Consider the following 22,638-nt stretch of genomic DNA (forward strand, 5'->3'; position numbering starts at 1 on the left):
TTAGTAATGGGTAAACACTTTTTTAAAATTACCCATTACTAACTAGTTTAAAAAATCTGTTTTATGGAATAGCAAAAATTAAGATTTTTTAGTTATTAAATAACTAATAACATTGTGGAAAAAATTGGACATGATTAATAAACGTAAATCTAGAAAAAATTATTTTATTAAAAAACTATTGCCAAGACTGATAACAGCAATGATTTTAGGATGTATTTTGCAAACTCCCATAGCTAACATAAATAGGGTAATAGCCCAAAGTACAACAATTATCACGAATCAGGCTGATTATACCTATACAGATCCTGCAAATGATGAAGGTGAGTTTAAAGCAAGTTCTAGTAAACTGGACTTCAATTTCAGTTCATTAGTTGACCCTCTAGGGCAAATTTTAGGTTGTGCTGGTACACTCTTACCAGACTATACAGGTTTCTCTGTTGGTGTGTATGAAGCTAACTCTAACGATCCCACAGGATCTGAGTTAGGAAATTTAGTTTCCTTGACACGGACAGAACTACCAGATACTCCTAATAATATTCCTGGAGGAAAAGCACCAAATATTGAAAATAGTAATCCCTATTTTATTACCAATAATCCCGCAGGTGTTTATAATTTTCTTCTTGATCCTAACAAAGGTCAAACCCAACCAGGAAAAACTTATATTTTTGTGATTAATACCCCAGCTAATTCTATCTATAAACAACGCCGAATTAAAATTGTTATTTTAGATAGCATTGATGTCGCAGGAACAGCTAACAAAGTTATTCGTTATCTTGCTACTTCTTTAGATGGACAACCCATCAGTTTAACGGGTGGAACAACAGTAGAAGCCACAACTGTTTTAGTTAATAATGCCGAACTCCAAGGACTAAACTTATTAGCTTTTGAACTAACAACAAACTTGTGTCAACCCAGTCAAATACAGATCATCAAAACAGGTGATCGCGCAACCGCTGAACCCGGAGACACAGCCATCTATCGCGTATCACTCAAAAATCAATCAGATGCGGATTTGAATAATATCATAGTCACCGATAACTTACCTTTAGGCTTTCAATTTTTACCCAAATCTGTCCGGGGAGAATTAGAAGGAAACCCAGTTAGTGTTACCAGCGAAATTAACGGTAATACCATCACATTCCGCACAAATATTACTCTTTTAAGTTCAAAAGTTATCAACATTGCTTACGCTGTTCAACTCACAAATGATGCTCAAAGAGGTACAGGTCGAAATAGTGCCATTGTCAATGCACAAAGAATTGATAACGGCTTTAGTGTCAAAGATGGGCCAGCAACTCACCAACTAAAAATTAGACCAGGAATAGTCAGTGATTGTGGTACTTTAATTGGTCGCGTATTCCTAGATAAAAACTTTGATGGTGAACAACAAAATGATGAACCAGGAATACCTAACGCAGTAATTTTTCTGCAAGATGGTAATCGGATCACCACAGATCCTAATGGTTTATTTTCCGTGGCCAATGTCTTACCTGGAAGTCACACCGGAGTTCTTGATCTGAGTAGTGTTCCTGGTTATGCCCTCGCTCCCAATCACAAATTCCGTGAACGTAATAGCCAATCTCGGTTAGTGCGTTTAGAACCAGGTGGTTTGGTGAGAATGAATTTTGCTGTCACCCCCATCTTTCAGGAGCAAGTAAAGAAATGAAACTACCACTGCACCATATCAAGAACCTGAAAGCTATAGGGGTAATAGCTGGTGCTTGTAGCTATCTATTTTATCCTCATGCAGTCAAGGGAGAAACCGCTAAGGACAATCCCCAGACCCATAAACCTTTAGATAATCCTACAAATATTAATGAGCAAATAACTGATCAAGAAATTGCCCTACCACCCAAAGCTACTGAATATCAGTTACCAAAAGATGTTGTGGCAAAAATTGAATCACCCATTACTACAAACTCGGAATTTTCGCCAACAACTACAACCCAAATAGCACAAGATGAATTTGTAGAAATTGAATCAACTACCACCACCAACTCAGAATTTCCAGCAACAACCACAACCGAAATTCCACAAGATAAATTTGTAGAAATTAAATCAAACACTACTACAAATTTAGAAGTTTTGCCAACAACTACAACTCAAATACCTGAACAAGTAGCCCCAATATCAACAGCAATTAAAATCCTCACACCAACAGAAAATAGGATTTTTGATGTTCCAGCTACTACAGTAATATTGCAATTTCCTGTAGGTAGTCAAGTGGAATTACGGGTCAATGATACATTAGTAGACCCTTCTTTAGTAGGACGGACAGAAACTGATGCAGAGACCAATTTGATAACGCAGACATGGTATGGTGTCTCTCTCCAGCCAGGAAAAAATACCTTGTCGGCACAAATAGTAGGAGCAACTACACCCCCAGACACCGTAGAGATATCAGTGCGAGGAACACTCAAGCAATTAACCATAGAAACTCTAGAAGCGAATATTCCTGCTGATGGACGTTCTACTGCAACCATCAAGGGTCAACTGATTGATGAAAATGGTAATCGCTCCAACCAAGATGGTGTAGTGACTCTAGAAACCAGCGCTGGAGAATTTATTAGTACAGATTTTAAACCTGATCAACCAGGGTTTCAGGTAGAAGCAAAAACAGGAGAATTTACTGCTCAATTACGTTCAAACTTGAAAGCCCAAACCGTGCGGCTTCGCGCTTCAATTAATAATTTAGAAACCTTTACTCAACTAGAATTTGCAACAGCTTTACGTCCCAGTTTAGTGACCGGGGTTATAGATATTCGTTTAGGCGCTAGAGGAACTGATTACTATGGTAAATTGCGTGATTTTATACCCCCGGATAAAAATAATAATACTCAATTAAATTTTCATTCAGAAATATTTGCCACCGGAAATATTGGAGAATGGTTATTTACTGGAGCATATAACAGTTCCCGTCCTTTAAATGAAGATTGTAACTGCGAAAATCGTTTATTTAAAACTTATCAAGCCAATGAACAAAACTATCCTGTTTATGGTGATAGTTCCAAACTTGATGTTACTGCACCTTCTATTGATAGTGTCTATGCACGTCTAGAGCGTTCCACAGGGATTCCTGGTGTTAGCCCAGATTATTTTATGTGGGGTGACTACAACACAGAAGAATTTTCTCGCCCCTCCCAACAATATACCGCTACGACCCGTCAACTTCATGGTTTTAAAGCTAACTATAATTGGGGAAATCTACAAATTACAGGTTTTTATGGTAATAATGTTGAAAGTTTTCAACGAGATACTATAGCTCCTGATGGTACTAGTGGTTATTATTTTCTTTCTCGGCGAATATTACTTCCTGGTAGTGAAAATGTCTTCATTGAATTAGAAGAATTAAATCGCCCAGGTACTGTTCTTAAACGTCAACAGTTAAGCCGGGGTGCAGATTATGAAATTGATTATGATCGCGGGACTTTATTATTCCGTGAACCTATCCTTCGGACTGATATTGATGAATTTGGACAGGTATTAGTACGGCGGATTGTTACTACTTATCAATATGATTCACAAGATTCTAATAGTAGTATTTATGCAGGTCGTGTTCAATATAATTTGGATCGCACTCTTAACCAAGAAACTTGGGTAGCAGCAACTTATTTAAAAGAAAATCAAGGTTTGTATAACTTTGAACTCTATGGTGCAGATACCCAAATTTCTTTAGGTAATAGTGGTAAAATAATAGGCGAATATGCCCATTCTAGTAATAGTTCTGATTTGATGGGTAGTGTCAGCAGTCAGGCTTATCGCTTGGAAGCTGAAGGAAAGATTTTTAATGGTCTTCAAGGTCGCGCTTATTATCGTTTTGCTGATACAGGGTTTGCCAATAATGCCACAGTTAGTTTTGTTCCTGGGCAAACTCGTTATGGGGCGCAACTAACAGGTAAACTGACCAATACCACTAACTTGCGGGTTCAATATGATCATGAAGATAATTTCGGTATTGCACCCTTACCTTTAGACACTTTTGAAGAATTATTTTCACCTCGTTCTCAAGCTATCCCAGGGAGCAACGTTGATAACTCGTTAACAACCATTACAGCAGGTATACAACAACGTTTAGGTAAAGCTACTTTTGATGTAGATTGGATTCATCGGAATCGAAAAGATCGTATTGATAACAGTAGTGGTTTGACAAGTAATTCTGATCAGTTGCGATCGCGCTTGTCTCTTCCCATTACTAATAGTCTCACCTTCCAGGCACAAAATGAACTTACCCTTTCTGCTAGTGCTGATAATGTTTACCCTGATCGGACTATTTTAGGACTAAATTGGCGAGCTATTCCTGGAGTCAATGTCAGTTTAGCTCAACAGTTTTATAGTAGCGGTCAAGATAATGGTAAATCTATCACTAGTTTAAGTGTAAATGGCGAACATAAACTTGGTTCAGATACTACTTTAACAGGTCGTTATACCATTTTAGGTGGGGCGAATGAAATCACAACTCAAGGAGCAATTGGTTTAAATAATCGCTGGACTGTTGCTCCTGGTTTGCGGTTAAATCTAGCTTACGAACACGTATTTGGTAGTTTTTTTGGTAATACTGGCACAGGTCAAAAATTTGCTCAACCATTCGCTTCTGGTCAATCTGCTTCTGCTATTGGTTTTAATGGTGGTGATAGCTATAGTGTGGGGCTGGAATATAGCAATAATCCTCAGTTTCAAGCCAGCGCTCGTTATGAACATCGCACTTCTTCTAGTGGTAAGAATACAGTCATTTCTGCGGGTGCTACAGGGAAAATTTCTCCCTCTCTTACTGCTTTGGTACGCTATCAACAAGCTAATGCTGCTAACCAAAAACTATCAGGATTAGGTGACACCATTAATTTAAAAATGGGTTTGGCTTACCGTGATCCTAAAAATGATAAATTTAACGCTTTATTACGGTATGAATATCGCCAAAATCCCGCAACAATTCCTGATACAATTTTGTTAGGCAGTGGGACAGGTTCTCAAGATCATACCTTTGCCATGGAAACTATTTATGCTCCTAACTGGCAATGGGAATTTTATGGGAAATATGCACTACGAAATAGCACTTCTTATTTAGCTAATGATTTGGCTGGTACAAGTACAGTGAATTTAGCTCAATTCCGGGCTACTTATCGCTTAGGATATAGTATGGATCTGGTGGGAGAAACTCGTTGGATAGGTCAATCTAATTATTCAGAAACAGGTTTTGTAGTTGAAGCTGGCTATTATTTAACTTCTAATTTGCGCCTTTCTGCTGGCTATGTTTTTGGCAAAGTTGATGATCCTGATTTTTCTGGTACTCGTTCTGCCGGCGGTCTTTATTTAGGTCTGACTGTCAAACTCAACGAATTGTTTGATGGTTTTGGCCTGCAAAAACCTACACCGTCTCCAGCAAGAGAAAAGTTAAAAATATGAAAATTAATATGAAACTGTCATTACTAAGTAGCTACTCAGAGAAATTAATTAGTAGTCTGGCTTTTATTTTATGTATTTGGGGACAAGGGATACAACCTAGCTGGGCTGAGGGCAGCAAAGAGTTAGTCTCTAATGGTGGATACAGACCTTATCTAGAATGGACTAATCAATTCACTGCGGGGATTCCTCGGAAAACAACCCTCAAGGTTTACGTACAAGCAGGGGAAACCGTTAATCTTGGCTCTAGTGTGCCTACAAGTAGTAATGGGACTCAAGATATTGTTTATAGAAGTCCTTTTGGAGGTCAAAATGGTGCTTGCGATGTTCTACTTACTGGTTTTGGTTTAATTGACACCGTTGCCAAAGAAACAGCAGGGCCTTTACCCAATATCGGTGGTTACACTCCTTGTAGCTTTGTAGCCACAGAAACTGGTATTTACGAAGTTGAATTTCGTTCACCCAGTCTAAGTGGTGATCCGACTGTTGTTACAGTCACGAATCCATTTCCTATAGATAATACTCAACGAGGAGGAGTCGCGGCTTGGGATATTACAGTTAGAAATACAGGTGGTACTGCCCAAAAAGGGCGTGTTTTTACCAACTATATTGCCATGAATATGGGTTCAAATGGGATAGGACTCAATTCCAATCTTTATATTCAAACTAAAGATGGGTATAGATATGAAACTGATATGAATGGAGTCGATCCCTTTGGGTTTATCTTTTTTGCCAATAGTCGGGGATATATTGACAAAACTAATAACTCAACTCTTTACCATTCTGCTGGTGGTGCTACTAATAATAGTCTGATCTTCCCTGGTAATGTGGCAGTTCAAGACCCAAGTCTGCCAGATACAATCACAGATATTACCCACTTAGTTTTTTTTAATCAACCAGATCCTTCAGCATTGATAGGATTGGGGATTCCCATAACAGCAGTTTTACCCGTAGAACCAACTTCTTTTCTATTTACTGGAGGAAATGGAGGAAGTGGCAACCAAGCACCAGTTGGGGTAGGAGGTAATTTTAGTTTCAATTCTAGTACATCTGGAAGTTATCAAATTATTATTGATACTAACAACGACGGCATTTTTGATCCCAGTATTGATCGCGTTTTGCAAAACCCATCATTTGTAGGTTCTAATGTAGTGTTATGGGATGGAAAAAATGCTAGTGGAGTTGACCTATCACCCCTCCCAGGAAATGCAGCATATAATGCCAGAATCACAGCTAGGGCCGGGGAATATCACTTTCCTATGTTAGATGCTGAGAACAATCCATCGGGGTTTAAAATCACGATGCAAAATCCCCCTGGTCCATTTAGTAATTTCCTCGATGTGAATGGACAGCCGATTGGCCCAACTACTGTTTACTACAATGACAATAGCTATACTACTGCCAATGGAGTATCTGTTAGTTTAAATCCCACAGGAGGACAAGTAGCTACTAATCCTCGTAATGCTGCTTTAGGAATTAATAGTGCGGCTGGAGAGCATGAATTTAGTGGTAGCTATGGTGATTTTAAAGGTATTGATACTTGGGCATATTTTTCGAGTCAGGGAGTACTTACTCCTTTGGTTATTACTGCAAGCCAGCAAGCTAATGTTAAAGGTACTAAATCAGTGCGCTTTCTAGGGGATACTGATAATAGTGGCACAGTCACTGTGGGCGATACCGTCGAATATACTATTACTTATTCCAACCTAAATCCTGGTAACAGCGATGCTATTAATTTTGTTATTAAAGATGCATTACCCCCACAATTAACTTTTGTTAGTGCAGTGATGACTGCTGTTACTCCAGGGAATAATATTATAATTAATCCTAGTTACAATGGCTCTGGTAATGTTACTAATTCTGGTACTTTACGTGTAAATGATACAATCACGATTACAATTACTGCCACAATTAATAGTTCTAATGGTGGTAATCCTATTAGTAACCAGGCAAGTGCTGATTTCAATACACCGGATAATCCCTTAGCCTCAGTTGGTACTGTGTTGACAGATGCGGACTCTGCTACCGCTACTACTAATCCACCTGCTGTGAATAATTATTTTTTACAAGTTACTGACGATGGTATAAATGTAGGTAACAATCCTGCTGTTAGCGCAGACGATGACCCTACCTTGTTGACAGTTACAGTTACAAGTACTCCCCAAGGGACGCTGCTATTAGTTAAACGGATTACTGGGGTTAATGGTTCAACCATGAACGATGGCAATAATCTTGGTGCTTATATTGATACTGCCAGTCCCTATGATGATAATCTCATTACTGTGATTGACCCTAATTTGCAACCAGATACTGATCAATGGCCAACACCTCTGAGTACATCTCTAGCGGGAGAAGTCAATGGAGGTATGGTAAAACCTGGTGATGAAGTTGAATATACGATCTACTTTTTATCGATGGGACTACAGGATGCAGTTAATGTCAGTTTGTGCGATCGCATTCCTTTAAATCAAACTTACTTGCCCAGCAAATACAATAATGTCAATCAAGCTACAAATGGATTACCTGGTGCAGATCGGGGCATCTTAGTACAAAAAAATAACACCCCACTATCTTATACAAATGTTGACGATGGTGATGATGCTAGATTCTATGCTCCCGGAGAAACACTACCTTCAGTCTGTGGTACAGATCCGAATATAGAAGGGGCTATTGTTGTTAATTTAGGCACTTTGCCTGGTGTCATCACTAACTCTGTGGGAGCCTATGGTTTTGTCCGCTTTCAAGCTAAAGTGCGATAATACGTAGCAAAACTATTATTGTTGTTATTTGTTAAATTATAATTTGCATAGTTTGCAAAAACAACGCATCCGGACAAAGCTGTATTATGAACTGAACGCACTGATTTATTTATGTGTTGGGTACAGAAGCATTAGTACTCAATTCTATCAAGCTGTGAAATTAACTACTATTTGCGCCATAAAGCAAGAATTATGGCACGATGGAGAGAAGCTTATGCAATGAGAAGCCCGAAAGCTGGTTTTAACTTTGAGGAACTTCAGCGATCGCTTTCCTCCTGGTAAACTGTAAACAAACAAAGGAATCACTCTCTGTTCCTAGTCCGGCACTATCTATGAATTGTGCATGATCCAGGACGGAGAAACATATTCTTGATTGTGTTTTTCCCTCGGTACTGCTTCACCTGCCAATGAAAAACTAGATCAAGGTCTTCATCAAAGCCATAACCTGGCAAAATGTCGTTAGTTTCGTATTGTCAGCAAAATTCTTGACGAAAGAATATTTATTATCGTCGGAATGCTTGTGTTTGGCTGCGAAAAAAGAATATATACTCCAACCTTGACTATTAAATGAATCCAGATAACTCAGAAACTTACATAAATCATCCAACGTGGGGTTTGCTATATAAGATCTGTATGGTTGATGAAAACCAAGATCTATTCACTACACTTTATGCCCAACGCTTATTTTTTTTGGTAACAAATGACGTTAAAGGTATTAAATTTCAGTCTCTTGGCCGGACTGAAGCAAGAATGATGCTGGAAAATCGCTTACGTACTTTGCGTCGCAATGGCAAGTCCCAGGAGTACGATCAGCTTCAGAGTGTTTTCCAACGCACCTTCCAATGAATAGTTCTCTTCGTGAACATATTGCTAACATTCGCGCCTCACTTCCTCCCTCAGTGCGGTTAATTGCTGTAAGTAAGTTAGTACCAACCGAACTGATGCGGGATGCCTATGCTGCCGGAATTCGTGATTTTGGTGAAAGTCGTGTCCAAGAAGCTGCCAGTAAACAAACCGAGTTACAAGATTTGCCGGATATTACTTGGCACTTTATTGGCAATTTACAAAGCAATAAAGCTAAAAAAGCTTTGGAATTATTTGATTGGATTCACTCCGTTGATAATCTACAAATAGCCCAGCGTTTAGATACTCTGGCGCAACAATTAGGAATGAGTCCATTGGTTTGCCTACAAGTCAAAATTCTCCCCGATCCGAGTAAGTCTGGTTGGATGATACCAGAATTATTACCTGACTTGGAAGCACTTAACCAATGCCAGAACTTAAAAATTCAAGGTTTGATGACAATTCCGCCCCGTGGCTTGGATCATGAGGCAATTTTGAAAGTTTTTGAGCGTACTCATCAACTAGCCCAAGAAATTGCATCTCAGAACTGGTCGAATATAACCATGCAACATCTATCAATGGGTATGTCAGGGGATTACGAATTAGCCATGCAAACGGGTACAACGATGGTAAGATTAGGAACCGTATTGTTTGGGAAACGAGGTTGACATTGTTTGCGTCTGGCTTTGAGTTGGGTATCAAAAACAATGGACAAATCATATCTAAACATATTCAGTAACTTCCGTTTGAATACGTGTCTAATGACCAGGGTATTGACAAATGTAATTAGTAAGACAGAATGAGATTGAAATAACTTTCAGTTGCTTCTACCTTAGGATATAATTTGAACTCATTAAATGTCCACATAAGGTATAGTCCTTTTTAGAACAGTGTTTTCTTCATGAAACCCTGTACTAGAGGCTACAACCAGCAATAGAATTGCTGAAAGCAGCAGCCACTATACTGGCTACCAAAATTTACAGCCAGATCAATTAAGGTAATTTCCACTGGGAGCGCACACAATGAACAATATATTTTCCAAACTCAGGGATTTTGTGGGGTTGAATGAGCAAGTAGAATACGAGTACTACGAAGAAGAGCCAGATACCGATGGCTACCAAAATCTGTATCAGCAAGAAAATCCCCAACCAGAACCACAAGAAACCACCACTACCCCTAATCGACGTTGGCGCGAACCTGTGCCTACAATGGGGGATGAAGTAGCCGCAGCAGGGTCAAAGCCTATGAGTAACGTAATTGGTATGCCAGGCGCAATTAATGGAATTTCCGAAGTTTTAGTACTTGAACCACGTACTTTTGAAGAAATGCCCCAGGCAATTCAAGCATTACGTGAGCGTAAATCGGTAGTCTTAAATTTGACAATTATGGACCCGGATCAAGCTCAACGGGCGGTTGATTTTGTTGCCGGTGGTACTTATGCTCTAGATGGACATCAAGAGCGGATTGGAGAAAGTATATTTTTGTTTACGCCCAGTTGTGTGCAAGTCAGCACTCAAGGTGGTTTTTTACATGAAGTACCACAACCAGTTGCCCGTCCCTCTCGTCCTGCAAGCACAACTCCAGCTTGGGGCAATGAAGTTAACCGGATGGCACAATAAAGAAGTTAAATTAGTCATTAGTCTTTTGCCCTTTGTTATACCATTAGGCAAGTTGCCTTTCCGGCATTTATGTTATTTGTCGTGATCTGGATGACTAATGACCAATGACTAATGACCAATGACTATTAACGAATGACTATTAAATTTGGCTTAATTGGTGGCGGGGTGATGGGAGAAGCTTTGTTATCCCGCCTTATTGCATTGGGGATTTATCAAGGTGCAGAAATCCTAGTTAGTGAACCCCAAGTTTCTCGGCAGAGTTTTTTACAGCAGCAATATGATGTAGCTGTAACGACGGATAATTGCTTGGTGTTGGCTGAGGCTCAAGAAGCGGTAATGTTGGCAATCAAGCCCCAAATATTTAGTGCGATCGCTCAAGAATTAGCAGATATATTACCTATAGAACATTATCCCCTCATCATTTCTATCTTGGCAGGTGTGCCTTTAAAGCAGCTAGAAGCCGCCTTTCCGCAAATGCCAGTTATTCGTGCTATGCCCAATACTCCCGCTACAGTGGGCGCAGGCATAACGGCAATTTGTCTAGGTGCTTATACTCACCCCACCCACCAGCAAACAGCACAACAGATTTTTTCAGCAGTAGGGGAAGTTGTAGAAGTTCCAGAAACCCTCATGGATGCGGTGACAGGCTTATCTGGTAGTGGCCCGGCTTATGTGGCGTTGATGATAGAAGCGTTATCAGATGGGGGAGTTGCAGCGGGTTTACCGAGGGTAGTAGCTAAACAACTGGCTTTACACACCGTATTAGGAACAGCCAAACTTTTAGAAGAAACTAAATTACACCCCGCAGAACTCAAAGACAGAGTTACCAGTCCTGGTGGGACGACAATAGCCGGAGTTAGTCAATTAGAAAAGGCTGGATTTCGTTCCGCTTTAATTGAAGCTGTCAAAGCTGCAACAGTTCGTTCTCAGGAATTGGGAAAAGGGTGACAAATCAATTTAAAATTCAAGTTGAGAAAAGTTTCGCGCAATCGCCGTTAGGCGATCTCGCAGAGTAGACGCAAAGGAGCAAAGTCGCAAAGGTTCAGAACAATCCACATTTTCATGCTCTTATCAGCAGAACTTCAATTTCTTCAGCCCGCCATGCAGCATAGGCAAGTGCCTCGTAAATATCTGCTTCTTCAAGGTAGGGGTAAGCCTTGAGGATATCATTTGCACTGTGTCCGGATGCCATTAAGCCAACGATAGTACCAACGGTGACACGCATTCCCCGGATACAGGGTTTTCCTCCCATTACTTCTGGGTTGCGGGTAATTCTAGTAAGATTTTGCATGGCTGATTAGATTGGGAAACCAGAAATGGCTGCATTAATCTTTCCCATTATCGCTTTTTTCCACTGAATTTCCCAAGGCTGCAACTGAAAGCAAAAAATTTCTACTGGTTTTTTGGGATTCTTTTTCAGTTGCTTTATAGCGTAGATAATCAACAAAATTGATGAGTTCAGCGAGGGAATCCTCTGGCAATGTCTTAATTGACTCAATAATTTGCTCTCGGTTTTTGGTTAAAGTATCCATGTCTTTATTTAAAGGAATGCTGCTTACTTCAAATACACTATTCTATTCTGGCTGAAATTGCTGTCTGACGTTTCTCTAGTTTGTGAAATCAGTGTAAGGATTCAGGTCATACCAAAATCGCTACAATCGTTCCCTAACAAAGGTTTACGGGAATTAACCACATTTTTTATTCTCAATAAGAATTACGTAACACCTATATTTTCGTTCCTTATTGCGACCAAAGGTATGTTAATAACCCAAATTCAATTTTGAAACTGGTTCTGTGAATCGGTTTCAAACACCTGAATCTTTACAAATCGGTTTTAGGGGTTGCTTGATTTTGCTTAACTTGCATATAGCAAGTTTTTTTATGCCACTTAAATTAATAGACTCTAAAAGATTTCAATCACATTATGAAATTTGGCTAATAATTGTCTCCAAATGTCGCTGAAAACCCTGTAAACCTTCCCTATTATTCCAATACTCATTGAATTTTTTCATTCCATTAGTTCGCAAATCATGTACAAGTCCATCAGCAGGAAGAGTTTTGATACCGAAAACATCTTCTTGATGTGGTAGATTAGACCAATCGAGTAACCGTTCAGGAGGCATCCAAACAGCTTTGACGATGCGATATATGCTCCACTCTCTTTCAGGATTTTCATAAACTACATCATCTAACAACTCAACTATGTGAGTGACTCTTGCTGATTGAACCAGTACTATTTGCTCGTACTTAAGAGGTCGTTGAGCATTATCTTCATCGCCTCTTGTTCGCCAGTGCAAGCGAAAAATTTGAGCTTCTGGGATTGCCATCTCATCACGGTTGTCATAAGCCCATCCTTGCCCGTGTTGCGGTTTCACATTCTTAAGCCAGTATAATACCATTATATACACCAAGTAATCTCTAAATTCAGCATATTTATCATAGTTTCACCCTTCATTATTATCACAAAACTTGCCATCCTAAATAAGCTGATAAAGCCTTGGTAGTTAATACCAGTCGGTGATCGCCAGTCCCGAAACACTAGAAAACTCATTAATATTCTCAGTAAGGAAGAGTTATTTAAAGTGCTATGGTGCGTTTCCAATATATCTTGTCTCGATTTAGCGCGAATGTCTTCTAAATTAGGAAAGTCATCTTTCCCAGTTCCAGCAAGTGAATAAACTAATTCTTCACAAGGAAACTGGTCAATATTGTTGACAGAATCTCATCAGCTTGATTTTGGGAAAGGGTTTTGACAAGTGCGTCAATCTGTTCGGCAATAACCATAATATAGTTCCAACTTGAGTCAGGTAGAGTGTAAAATTAAAAAAAAGGGAAATAATACTATGTTTACCCAAACAGATTATGCTCTTTGGATTGAACAGACAGTTAATCTATTGAAAGAAAAAAATTATCATAATGTTGACTGGGAAAACTTGATTGAGGAGATTGAAAGTTTGGGCAGGAGTCAAAAGCGAGAATTGCGAAACAGGCTCATCACGATGCTAGAGCATTGTCTCAAACTTTGCTATTCAGACTACTTTCAAGATTATCGTGGTTGGACTGAAACAATTAGGCGCAGTCAGCGGGAATTAAAGGGATTGTTACAAGACTCTCCGAGCTTAAAACAATATTGGCATGAAATCTTTCCAGAATGTTATGTTGAGGCACTAGTAACTCTTAGAGAAAACCCCGATTATCAATCTTTTCCTTTTCCTGATGATTGTCCTTTTTCTCAAGAAATAGATCAAATTCTGCAAGAAACGTCTTGGCGGGAATATTGAGTTTAATACAGGAATCCATCATGCAAGGAATAGCTGTTACTGAAACTATCACCACGATCGCAGAAGCAGAAAAAAGATTTGGCTTGAGTCGCAGTCAAGCTCATGATTTTTTTACAGAATGGCATGATCAATTACCTGAGATTAATCCTAATGAGCGCACCAACCTAGAAATTTTATGGAAGCGTTATATTTATCACCGTTCTGGTGGACATTTATTGGAAAGTACGGTGATGCTATTACTCGTTTCTCCATTACTGACCGTTGCTGGTTTATACGATCCACCTTTTCGCATCAAAGCTGAAGAATCTGTACAAATAACAGTAGCTGATAGCGAAGAAACTCTACAGGGTCGAATAGATGTGCTGGTATTAAGAGATCGCTTTTGGATAATTGTTTTAGAGTCCAAAAAAACCATGCTATCAGTTTGGTCAGCATTGCCACAAACACTTGCTTACTTGATGGCTAGTCCAAATGTTGACGTGCCTAATTTTGGAATGCTCACCAATGGTGACGATATTGTCTTTGTCAAGCTAGAAAATCAACACTACGCCATATCACGAGTATTTGCCCCCCTCTCTACCCAAAGCGAATTAGAGTCTGCGTGTCAAGTCCTGCGTAAAATTGCAGAAACATTGATTTGAATTCAATTCCCACTGAATGCGATCGCTACGGAGCAAGTATAACCCTCTGGGGAATTTTGAAAGTTATTGATTGGTAATCAATACCAGTCAACAATTGCCAGTCCCGAAACCTTGGAAAACTCATTGACATTGTGAGTAACCAGAGTTGCTTGAAGTGCTATGGCTGTCCCGGCAATCAAAACATCTATTTGACCGATGGGAGTTCCTTTTTGCTCCAACTCAGCGCGAATTGTAGCAGCAGTAAGAGCAGCATTTCTATAAAACGGAATCACGTTAACTCGGCTCAGAAGTTGCTGAAGTTGTTGAGTGCGTTTTGCAGGTGAAGTGGACTTAGCAATGCCGACTTGTAATTCAAAGAGAACAATCGTAGGAATACTAATTTCCTCAGCAGAGACATTGGCAAGGTTTTGAGCAACCTGTCCTTGACCTTTGAAATAGTAAATCAAGGTGTTGGTATCCAAAACGTACATCTATAGGCTCTCCCGCAAGATGTCTTGTTCTGATTCAGCGCGTATCTCTTCTAAAGTAGGAAAGTCCTCTTTCCAAGTTCCAGCAAGTGAATAAACGAGTTCTACCCAAGAAAGCTGGTTTGCAGATTGGTTGACAGTTTGGTTAGCATTGAGATGTTTGGCACGGATCAACTCAGCAAAAGTTAGAATCTCATCAGCCTGATCTTGGGGAAGGGTTTTGACGATCGCATAAATCTGTTCAGCAATGGTCATAATAGAGTTCTAGGTAAATTGACGGCCATTGAATGAGATCGGTGAAATTATTCTATTGTAGATGTTCTGATCGAAAAACCGATAGCTCCGCCCCCAGAACTTGTGCTTTAGCTGTCAACGTAGCAAATCACTAATCAGGTTATGATAGTAGATAGTCTGGTTGCTAATGATGATTGAGTGAACTATCCTGTCCCATCTTCAGAAATTGACTTAGGGTCAATATTTCCCTTTGAACTGGATCAATTCCAGCTAGATGCGATCGCCTCCTTGAATGCTGGACGCTCCGTAGTCGTCTGTGCGCCCACGGGTTCAGGTAAAACATTAATTGGGGAATACGCCATTTATCGCGCCCTAGCGCGGGGGAAACGTGTGTTTTACACCACCCCCCTCAAAGCGTTATCGAATCAAAAATTACGTGACTTTCGAGAAAAATTCGGGTTTGAACAGGTCGGACTGTTAACAGGTGATGCTTCCATCAACAGGGATGCACCTATTTTGGTCATGACCACCGAAATTTTTCGCAATATGCTCTATGGCACACCCATTGGGCAAATCGGTATTTCCTTAGTAGATGTTGAGGCAGTAGTGCTAGATGAGTGCCACTACATGAACGATCGCCAACGAGGTACAGTTTGGGAAGAATCCATTATCTACTGTCCCCGTGAAGTGCAACTAGTCGCCCTTTCTGCCACAGTTGCCAACAGTGACCAACTTACCGACTGGCTAAATCGTGTTCATGGCCCTACAGACCTCATTTACTCCGATTTTCGCCCAGTCCCCTTAGAATTTCACTATTGCAATCCCAAAGGGCTGTTTCCCCTACTCAATGACAGCAATACAAAAATTAACCCCCGCCTCATTAAACGTGGTAAAAAAGGCAAACCAGAAAAGGGACGAGGTGGTAGACCAGAAGCTCCAAGTATCATATATACCCTCAGTCAACTAGAGCAGCGGGATATGCTGCCAGCTATTTATTTCATCTTCAGCCGTCGGGGATGTGATAAAGCCGTAGCTGAAGTAGGTGATTTATGGCTAGTAAATAATGACGAATCCCAAATATTACGACGGCAAATTGACGATTTTCTCAACCGCAACCCTGACGCTGGACGTTCTGGACAAATTGCTCCCCTGTACCGGGGTGTTGCTGCCCACCATGCCGGAATTTTACCAGCATGGAAAGGGTTAGTCGAAGAACTATTTCAACAGGGATTAATTAAAGTCGTCTTTGCTACCGAAACCCTCGCAGCGGGAATTAATATGCCCGCCCGGACAACAGTTATTTCCACCCTTTCTAAGCGTACCGATAACGGACACCGCCTGTTGAAAGCTTCCGAATTTCTGCAAATGTCTGGCCGGGCTGGTCGCCGGGGCATGGATTTACAAGGTTATGTGGTGACAGTACAAACACCCTTTGAAGGGGCAAAAGAAGCAGCCTATTTGGCTACATCACCAGCAGATCCCCTCGTCAGTCAGTTCACACCTAGCTATGGGATGGTGCTGAATCTACTGCAAACCCACACCTTAGAACGAGCCAGAGAACTGATAGAACGCAGTTTTGGACAGTACATGGCGACTTTGCATTTAAGACCTGAGTACGACGAAATTGGGGAAATAGAGGCAGAGTTAGCTAAACTCCAAGCAGAATTAGCGGACATTGATGAAAATGAATTGGCACTATATGAAAAATTACGGCAACGCCTGAAAGTAGAACGCCATATATTCAAAACCCTGCAAGAACAAGCACAGGCAGACAGACAAGAACAACTGTCGATGATGTTGGATTTTGCTATATCTGGGACAATGTTGAGTCTTAATGACAAAAACATGACAGCAACTTTACCCATAACAGCGATATTAGTGGGGAAAGCAACCAGTCCTGGTCAAACTTCTTATTTCGTTTGTTTAGGGAAAGATAACCGCTGGTATGTGGCCACAACTGCCGATGTAGTTGATTTATATGCTGAATTACCAAAGGTCGAGGTGTCGCCGGATATCTTACCACCGTCAGAATTGGCTATAAAACGGGGACAGTGTGTTAGTGGTAGCGAAGAAACATTAGCGATCGCCCAAAGCATACCCGATCCCGGCGAATTTATGTATATGCCTCCAGAAGTAGCTGAACAACTCAGCCGCGTTAACGCCGTTCAAGCACAATTAGAAAATCACCCCCTACATCAATCAGGCAATGTTGCCACTATCTTTAAACGCAGAGCGCGTTGTGTGGAATTAGAAGCAGAATTAGAAGAGGTACAAGGGCAAGTAGAACAACAGTCCCAAAGACATTGGGAAGAATTTCTCAATTTAATTCACATCTTGCAGCAGTTTGGCGGGTTAGAGAACTTAATACCCACACAATTGGGACAAATGGCAGCCGCTATTCGGGGAGAAAATGAATTATGGTTAGGTTTAGTCATCGCTAGTGGCGAACTAGATAATTTAGATCCCCATCATTTAGCTGCTGCTGCTGCGGCTTTAGTCACAGAAACCCCACGCCCAGATAGCAAAGTCCGCTTTGACCTCAGTAATGAAGTCGCAGATGCTTTAGCAAAATTGCGCGGAATTCGTCGCCAATTATTCCAAATACAACGACGCTATAATGTTGCCCTACCTATTTGGTTAGAGTTTGAATTAATTGCCATTGTCGAACAATGGGCATTAGGAAAAGAATGGGTAGAACTATGTGCAAACACCACTTTGGATGAAGGTGATGTAGTAAGGCTGTTACGCCGCACATTGGATTTATTATCCCAAATTCCTCATGTTCCCTATGTACAAGACTCTTTACGGCGCAACGCTCAACGGGCTATGCAGCTAATTGATAGGTTTCCTGTAAATGAAGGAACGGAATAATTACAGCAGAATTCAGGAGTACAACTGGCTTGGTGTCTAGGTTTCAATTTTGATTCTGTATCTCATTAATCTGCAATTTGCTGTAAGTAGGTTGGCTGTACACAGTTTGGTTTTATTCTGCCCACCTACTTAATAAGTTGTAAAATAAATTGCATAATCTTGGACAAATGAATATATGAATTTATCTATACGCTAAAGAAAAAGGTATGAAAGTTTCAAATTCAGTTAACGTATTGGTAAGTTTATATTGCCACTTGCCTGATTTATCTTGTTTCCACAAACAGAAGGGTTTAGAGAGAATATTTCCATAATTATTCAATTGTTGTAAATACTCTTGGGGTGTAATTTCTACCTTCTTCGCAGCTTTAATAATGATTTTAGCAATTTCAAATTTATTTTTATAATCTACATAGTTTAGAATAAAAGTAGTTTCACCAAGACTAACTTCCAAATCTTGATTATATGGAAAAAAATCTTCAGTTAGCCAATAAGTCAGTCCTTGAATTTCTTGCTTAAGAGTGATTAGGTCAGTGATAGTTGGTTCTACAGACATAATTTATAACTCCTATTTTTTAGTTTGCACGAAGATTTTTTTTGTTTTTGGCACTATTTCAGAAAAGTTACATATAATATCTCTATATGAGCATTAAACCATGATTATTAGCTTTACAAAAGCCCCAGAATACTTAATGGTGCTGTTGATACTTTTCGTAATTGTGCCACCTTTAGAGCTTTCTTGGTTTTATTGAACTTAGACAATTTTATCTCATAAAATTTAGGATTCAGTATATTTTAGGTTAAGGTTAAGTTATGCTCGTCCTTAGTAAATAAAAATTACTTTCACATCTTGTTTGTATTTTTACTTTATTTAATCAACAATGCAGGTTGAAAAATACAAAATTAATTTTGTACAGGTATTTAAAACCTCATCATTAATTTAACTTTTTCTGGGATATGTTCAACTAAATTATGTCTACTTTGAAACCCATAGTTTTTTCTTAATCGGGTTTTGTTCCTAAAATCCTATACTGTTGCCTGTACCCTTTTGAAAAACTCCAGTTCTCAACTTGGACGAGGTTTAATTTATGGAATTTTTCTAGCTTGTATCATATTACCAGAGATTTAGTGTTAAATTATACAATTTTAAATTTGGACAGTCGTTATACTCATTCCAAAGGTTCTACCTGGGAATTGATGAAGTGGCCAAGCCACTTCATTTTTATTGCCAAAAAGTTGATCTTTCAATCATTGACTAGCTCATCATGCCATTTGTCGCGGGTTTCCCGTTTGTCTATATCTCGTGTCTCACCATCACGGGATAACTCATCTGAGCGGGGGTATCGCTCTAAATTCCAAGTTCCCCACTTTAGAGGTTTCTGTCTTTCCAGGTGGTTGATAAATTGCGTGATTGATTGATCAGCCTGGATAGGGGTTTTTAGATTAAACTGAATTGTATCGAAAATTTTGCTGTCATTCTTGATGAAGTACTGAGCTAAAATTTTTGTCAGCCACAGCAAAAAGCGATTATATATCCTACCAAAAATACTGGGCCTTTTTTTAGTAATAAAAATTGCCTGTCCTTCAGCTTTTCCACCTTCAATGAGACGCAAAGTAAACATAATGTAAAAATGAAGGAATTCAGGTCCTACTGTTACCATCCCAGTAGAACCGTACCAATAACATAGACTGTAAGTAACAGGATTTTTATAGAAGGGACGGATCAGTTTAATCAAAAAAGAATCGGGACTATCCTGTGTAGTGTTACTGAAGGTAATAGCATTTTCATTCAGTTCCTGTTTTTCAAAATTAAATTCTGATAGCATCTTATGGACTGTATTGAAGTGTTGAGCATCAATAGCATTAATCATCACTACATTAGGGTGACATTTTGTTATAAAACGCGCCCCAAAAGTGCTTTCACAATCATCAATTTCTAACTCTGGAATAAATGGTAAAGGTTGTTGTGGTGTTTCTCCAGTCCACACCCAAATCATTCCATATTTTTCGGCGGTAGGCCAAGCTTTTGCCTTAACAGGAAGTGGCTCATCTAAACAGGGAATATGAACACAGAAGCCTTCTGAGTCATATTGCCAATGATGGAAAAAACATCGTAGTTCATTACCTTCAACTTTACCTTCAGCCAGATGAGCGCCCATGTGTGGACAGTAAGCATCAAATATAACTGCTCGTCTATCTTGACCACGATAAATAACTAGTTCTCTCCCCAAAATTGTTACAGGTTTTACTTCACCAACCCGTAACTTTCGAGAAGGTATTACCCAATACCATCCTTCAATAAAACGCTCTGGGTTATTGAAAGTTTTAAATTTCCGGGGGTAGCTCACATTCTCAGTGTTGACATTCATTTTAGGGTTTCACTTGCGGTGAAGCGGTTAATTTAGAGATATCATGTCAAGCTGATCAAAACAGTTATTTTCAGTACTAGGAGAATCATTGAAGCAAATAATTTTTTAAAGTTTAATCTCCAGGCAGATTTTTTTATTTATGTAATAATAATAACAATAATAATTTGGAAATCTGTTATGTTAACTCAGGATAAAAAACAACTTTTAATTGGTCAGGTAACAGAACTAAGTGGTATTTCAATTCGTACAATTCGCTATTATGAAAGCGTGGGTTTAATTAAACCATCAGGACGTACTGAAGGGGGCTTTCGTCAGTTTTCAGCAGATGTGCTAACTCGGTTAGCTTTTATTAAAAGAGCGCAACATCTAGGTTTAAGTTTGGAAGAAATTCGAGATATTCTAGAAGTTTATGACCACGGACAACCCCCTTGTGTTGAAATTCAAGATAAGTTGCAAGAAAAGCTATTACAAATTGATCATCAGATTGAACAATTGCTAACTTTGCGGTCAGAGATAACTGGGTTACTTTCGGGTTGGCAAAGTATGGAAAGCCAACCCCAGGAAACGATTTGTCCTATTATTCAAAATAATTACAGAAATCCAATTTAAATTTTGAAAAATCTTAGGATTAGCTTGCATTGAATCATCTTAAAGCAAGATTTTGAGCGTAGTTTTGTTCTTTTATAAAGATGCGCTTTATTCAGTTATATGGGTAGTAAATGCGAAAATATAAGTAGGTGGGTGGAGAAAAATTAAAATATATTTCATTTTGTGAAATGACTAAAACTCAACCACAATAACGGATCAAAATTAATTTACATATCGTTACACATTTTGGTTATTTCAAGTCCACCTACTTATCATTTCTAACTTTTGACAACTACCCTGAGATAGATAGCAATCCATTGCTAATTATGGAAAAATTAAACCGTGGTATCAGAAAATATTCAGATCATCTTTCATTATTTTTGTCAAAGCGTAAGTCCTAATTTATATAAGAAATAGAAATCAAAAGAAATGTGTAGGCATTTATGAAGTTTTGTAAGTTGTATACCTACCCTTTTTATATCAGGAGCATCCCAATGAAAGCAAAAACATCGAAAATTGTCATTCTGCGCTGCACTCTGTTCAGCGTGATACTAAACTTACATATTTGGGATGCTCCCTTCTATATATAGTGTTCTAATTTATTAAGTTACAGCCATCTCATGGAATAGAAAAAGATTAATCAATCTTAGTTTGGCATTTGATGAATATGACAAAACTATTCAATGGATTATCAAGACAACGTGCAGTAACCAATACTCATTTGTCAAATGACTTTCATAAAAGAGTAGGAATAAGTTATTGGCAACGTCTGGGAAGATTTTATAGTTTTCGTAAAGTGTATAGTTTTTTCAAAACCAAATACAAAATTTTTACCCTAATGGGTACAAAAAACGTCTAGAAATACTAGAAAATTCCATCTTTCAGAATATTTCAGTTAATGAAATTGTGGCAGATATGGAGAAGCAGTCTGTTTTTTTGGGATTGCAACTACCTCGATATATGGTTGAAGAAATTTATAAATTTGCTACAAATACACTTTGTACTGAACCAAAACATGATGATGAGTTTTTAGAATGTGATATAAAAAATGGTTGCTTAAAAAATGGACGGTATGTGATGCGGGGTTTGGTAAGTAATGTGATGAATTGTGATGCCATTAAGCAAATTGTTCATGATCCTGTACTGTTAAATATAGTCAGGCAATATCTCAAATATTGGCCAACGCTGATTACGCAACATCTAACTTGGAGTTTTGCTTCAGAGTTACCAGTGGCAGAGATTAAAAAAATTTATCCCCCCACAAATTTTCATTATGATGTTGCCGGTTATAACTTTATGACTATCTATTTCTACATTACAGATGTAGATGCAGATTCTGGACCACATATCATGATTAAGAATTCTCAGAAGCAGAAGCCATTAAGGATGTTATTGGCTCCTAATCGCCAATCTGATGAAGAGGTGTATGGTTATTATGGTAAAGAAAGTGAGTTAGTGATTACAGGCAAAAGTGGATTTGGTTTTGTTCAAGATCCCTCCTGTATTCACAAAGTTAAACCACCCAAAATATCTAATCGGCTATTGCTACAAATTAGATATTCTTGATTTTAG

The 22,638-nt window shown here is 39.0% G+C and carries 19 protein-coding genes; 12 read left to right on the forward strand and 7 right to left on the reverse strand.

Annotated elements, in window-relative coordinates:
* The first annotated feature begins 130 nt into the window (after positions 1–130).
* The 7 genes from ACOWPH_RS09315 (at position 131) to proC (ending at position 11,566) form a co-directional block, all read left to right on the forward strand.
* Entirely contained in the window at positions 131–1,666 is a 1,536-nt protein-coding gene (locus tag ACOWPH_RS09315) for a DUF11 domain-containing protein (protein ID WP_015215114.1), read from the forward strand.
* Positions 1,663–5,400, forward strand: coding sequence for a hypothetical protein (locus ACOWPH_RS09320; RefSeq protein ID WP_015215115.1), 3,738 nt, complete (start codon positions 1,663–1,665; stop codon positions 5,398–5,400). The genes ACOWPH_RS09315 and ACOWPH_RS09320 overlap by 4 nt, the downstream gene beginning before the upstream one ends.
* An 8-nt stretch (positions 5,401–5,408) precedes the next feature.
* Positions 5,409–8,156 (forward strand): isopeptide-forming domain-containing fimbrial protein, encoded by a 2,748-nt coding sequence (locus tag ACOWPH_RS09325; protein ID WP_242043085.1) that lies wholly within the window; start codon positions 5,409–5,411, stop codon positions 8,154–8,156.
* A gap of 567 nt (positions 8,157–8,723) precedes the next feature.
* The gene (gene pipX / locus ACOWPH_RS09330) at positions 8,724–9,002 is read left to right on the forward strand and encodes a transcriptional coactivator PipX (RefSeq protein WP_015215117.1); all 279 of its coding nucleotides are present in this window, start codon (positions 8,724–8,726) and stop codon (positions 9,000–9,002) included.
* On the forward strand, positions 8,999–9,667 hold the full coding sequence (locus ACOWPH_RS09335) for a YggS family pyridoxal phosphate-dependent enzyme (RefSeq protein WP_015215118.1): 669 nt from the start codon (positions 8,999–9,001) through the stop codon (positions 9,665–9,667). Before pipX ends, ACOWPH_RS09335 begins: the two co-directional genes overlap by 4 nt.
* A gap of 354 nt (positions 9,668–10,021) precedes the next feature.
* Positions 10,022–10,618: a cell division protein SepF gene (locus ACOWPH_RS09340; RefSeq protein ID WP_015215119.1), complete on the forward strand. Its 597-nt coding sequence runs from the start codon at positions 10,022–10,024 to the stop codon at positions 10,616–10,618.
* Between the two features lie 132 nt (positions 10,619–10,750).
* Entirely contained in the window at positions 10,751–11,566 is an 816-nt protein-coding gene (gene proC / locus ACOWPH_RS09345; RefSeq protein ID WP_015215120.1) for a pyrroline-5-carboxylate reductase, read from the forward strand.
* A gap of 112 nt (positions 11,567–11,678) precedes the next feature.
* On the opposite strand, the gene ACOWPH_RS09350 is transcribed toward proC, so the two are convergent.
* The 3 genes from ACOWPH_RS09350 to ACOWPH_RS09360 all read right to left on the reverse strand — a co-directional run bounded on the left by ACOWPH_RS09350 (position 11,679) and on the right by ACOWPH_RS09360 (position 13,017).
* Positions 11,679–11,909, reverse strand: a complete 231-nt coding sequence (locus ACOWPH_RS09350; RefSeq protein WP_015215121.1) for a DUF433 domain-containing protein — start codon at positions 11,907–11,909, stop codon at positions 11,679–11,681.
* Between the two features lie 34 nt (positions 11,910–11,943).
* A complete protein-coding gene (locus ACOWPH_RS09355; protein WP_015215122.1) occupies positions 11,944–12,150 on the reverse strand; it encodes a DUF2281 domain-containing protein in 207 nt (68 codons plus the stop codon).
* Positions 12,151–12,540: 390 nt separating this feature from the next.
* Positions 12,541–13,017, reverse strand: coding sequence for a hypothetical protein (locus tag ACOWPH_RS09360; protein ID WP_015215123.1), 477 nt, complete (start codon positions 13,015–13,017; stop codon positions 12,541–12,543).
* A gap of 444 nt (positions 13,018–13,461) precedes the next feature.
* On the opposite strand from ACOWPH_RS09360, the gene ACOWPH_RS09365 reads away from it, so the two are divergent.
* Together ACOWPH_RS09365 and ACOWPH_RS09370 are read left to right on the forward strand one after the other, a co-directional pair.
* Positions 13,462–13,899, forward strand: a complete 438-nt coding sequence (locus ACOWPH_RS09365) for a DUF29 domain-containing protein (RefSeq protein WP_015215124.1) — start codon at positions 13,462–13,464, stop codon at positions 13,897–13,899.
* A 20-nt stretch (positions 13,900–13,919) separates the two neighbouring features.
* On the forward strand, positions 13,920–14,540 hold the full coding sequence (locus tag ACOWPH_RS09370) for a type I restriction endonuclease subunit R (protein WP_015215125.1): 621 nt from the start codon (positions 13,920–13,922) through the stop codon (positions 14,538–14,540).
* A 77-nt stretch (positions 14,541–14,617) separates the two neighbouring features.
* On the opposite strand, the gene ACOWPH_RS09375 is transcribed toward ACOWPH_RS09370, so the two are convergent.
* Complete coding sequence (locus ACOWPH_RS09375; RefSeq protein WP_015215126.1) at positions 14,618–15,010, reverse strand: type II toxin-antitoxin system VapC family toxin; 393 nt, start codon at positions 15,008–15,010, stop codon at positions 14,618–14,620.
* On the reverse strand, positions 15,011–15,262 hold the full coding sequence (locus ACOWPH_RS09380) for a hypothetical protein (protein WP_015215127.1): 252 nt from the start codon (positions 15,260–15,262) through the stop codon (positions 15,011–15,013).
* A 177-nt stretch (positions 15,263–15,439) separates the two neighbouring features.
* Here ACOWPH_RS09380 and ACOWPH_RS09385 point away from each other — a divergent pair, with 177 nt between their 5' ends.
* Positions 15,440–18,112 (forward strand): DEAD/DEAH box helicase, encoded by a 2,673-nt coding sequence (locus tag ACOWPH_RS09385; protein ID WP_015215128.1) that lies wholly within the window; start codon positions 15,440–15,442, stop codon positions 18,110–18,112.
* A gap of 181 nt (positions 18,113–18,293) precedes the next feature.
* On the opposite strand, the gene ACOWPH_RS09390 is transcribed toward ACOWPH_RS09385, so the two are convergent.
* Entirely contained in the window at positions 18,294–18,665 is a 372-nt protein-coding gene (locus ACOWPH_RS09390; protein WP_015215129.1) for a hypothetical protein, read from the reverse strand.
* Positions 18,666–19,353: 688 nt separating this feature from the next.
* Positions 19,354–20,478, reverse strand: a complete 1,125-nt coding sequence (locus ACOWPH_RS09395; RefSeq protein WP_015215130.1) for an aromatic ring-hydroxylating oxygenase subunit alpha — start codon at positions 20,476–20,478, stop codon at positions 19,354–19,356.
* A gap of 177 nt (positions 20,479–20,655) precedes the next feature.
* Here ACOWPH_RS09395 and ACOWPH_RS09400 point away from each other — a divergent pair, with 177 nt between their 5' ends.
* Together ACOWPH_RS09400 and ACOWPH_RS09405 are read left to right on the forward strand one after the other, a co-directional pair.
* Positions 20,656–21,087, forward strand: a complete 432-nt coding sequence (locus ACOWPH_RS09400) for a heavy metal-responsive transcriptional regulator (protein WP_015215131.1) — start codon at positions 20,656–20,658, stop codon at positions 21,085–21,087.
* 885 nt (positions 21,088–21,972) lie between these two features.
* Entirely contained in the window at positions 21,973–22,632 is a 660-nt protein-coding gene (locus ACOWPH_RS09405) for a hypothetical protein (RefSeq protein WP_250855248.1), read from the forward strand.
* The last annotated feature ends 6 nt before the right edge of the window (positions 22,633–22,638 follow it).

Origin of the sequence: Anabaena sp. PCC 7938, from assembly GCF_049315035.1 — a bacterium.
GTDB lineage: Bacteria > Cyanobacteriota > Cyanobacteriia > Cyanobacteriales > Nostocaceae > Anabaena > Anabaena cylindrica.

Excerpts from the sequence above, each read along its gene's own strand:
- ACOWPH_RS09315 (WP_015215114.1), top strand. The coding sequence starts at position 131 with ATGATTAATAAACGTAAATCTAGAAAAAATTATTTTATTAAAAAACTA.
- ACOWPH_RS09320 (WP_015215115.1), top strand. The coding sequence starts at position 1,663 with ATGAAACTACCACTGCACCATATCAAGAACCTGAAAGCTATAGGGGTA.
- ACOWPH_RS09325 (WP_242043085.1), top strand. The coding sequence starts at position 5,409 with ATGAAACTGTCATTACTAAGTAGCTACTCAGAGAAATTAATTAGTAGT.
- pipX (WP_015215117.1), top strand. The coding sequence starts at position 8,724 with ATGAATCCAGATAACTCAGAAACTTACATAAATCATCCAACGTGGGGT.
- ACOWPH_RS09335 (WP_015215118.1), top strand. The coding sequence starts at position 8,999 with ATGAATAGTTCTCTTCGTGAACATATTGCTAACATTCGCGCCTCACTT.
- ACOWPH_RS09340 (WP_015215119.1), top strand. The coding sequence starts at position 10,022 with ATGAACAATATATTTTCCAAACTCAGGGATTTTGTGGGGTTGAATGAG.
- proC (WP_015215120.1), top strand. The coding sequence starts at position 10,751 with ATGACTATTAAATTTGGCTTAATTGGTGGCGGGGTGATGGGAGAAGCT.
- ACOWPH_RS09350 (WP_015215121.1), bottom strand. The coding sequence starts at position 11,909 with ATGCAAAATCTTACTAGAATTACCCGCAACCCAGAAGTAATGGGAGGA.
- ACOWPH_RS09355 (WP_015215122.1), bottom strand. The coding sequence starts at position 12,150 with ATGGATACTTTAACCAAAAACCGAGAGCAAATTATTGAGTCAATTAAG.
- ACOWPH_RS09360 (WP_015215123.1), bottom strand. The coding sequence starts at position 13,017 with ATGGTATTATACTGGCTTAAGAATGTGAAACCGCAACACGGGCAAGGA.
- ACOWPH_RS09365 (WP_015215124.1), top strand. The coding sequence starts at position 13,462 with ATGTTTACCCAAACAGATTATGCTCTTTGGATTGAACAGACAGTTAAT.
- ACOWPH_RS09370 (WP_015215125.1), top strand. The coding sequence starts at position 13,920 with ATGCAAGGAATAGCTGTTACTGAAACTATCACCACGATCGCAGAAGCA.
- ACOWPH_RS09375 (WP_015215126.1), bottom strand. The coding sequence starts at position 15,010 with ATGTACGTTTTGGATACCAACACCTTGATTTACTATTTCAAAGGTCAA.
- ACOWPH_RS09380 (WP_015215127.1), bottom strand. The coding sequence starts at position 15,262 with ATGACCATTGCTGAACAGATTTATGCGATCGTCAAAACCCTTCCCCAA.
- ACOWPH_RS09390 (WP_015215129.1), bottom strand. The coding sequence starts at position 18,665 with ATGTCTGTAGAACCAACTATCACTGACCTAATCACTCTTAAGCAAGAA.
- ACOWPH_RS09395 (WP_015215130.1), bottom strand. The coding sequence starts at position 20,478 with ATGAATGTCAACACTGAGAATGTGAGCTACCCCCGGAAATTTAAAACT.
- ACOWPH_RS09400 (WP_015215131.1), top strand. The coding sequence starts at position 20,656 with ATGTTAACTCAGGATAAAAAACAACTTTTAATTGGTCAGGTAACAGAA.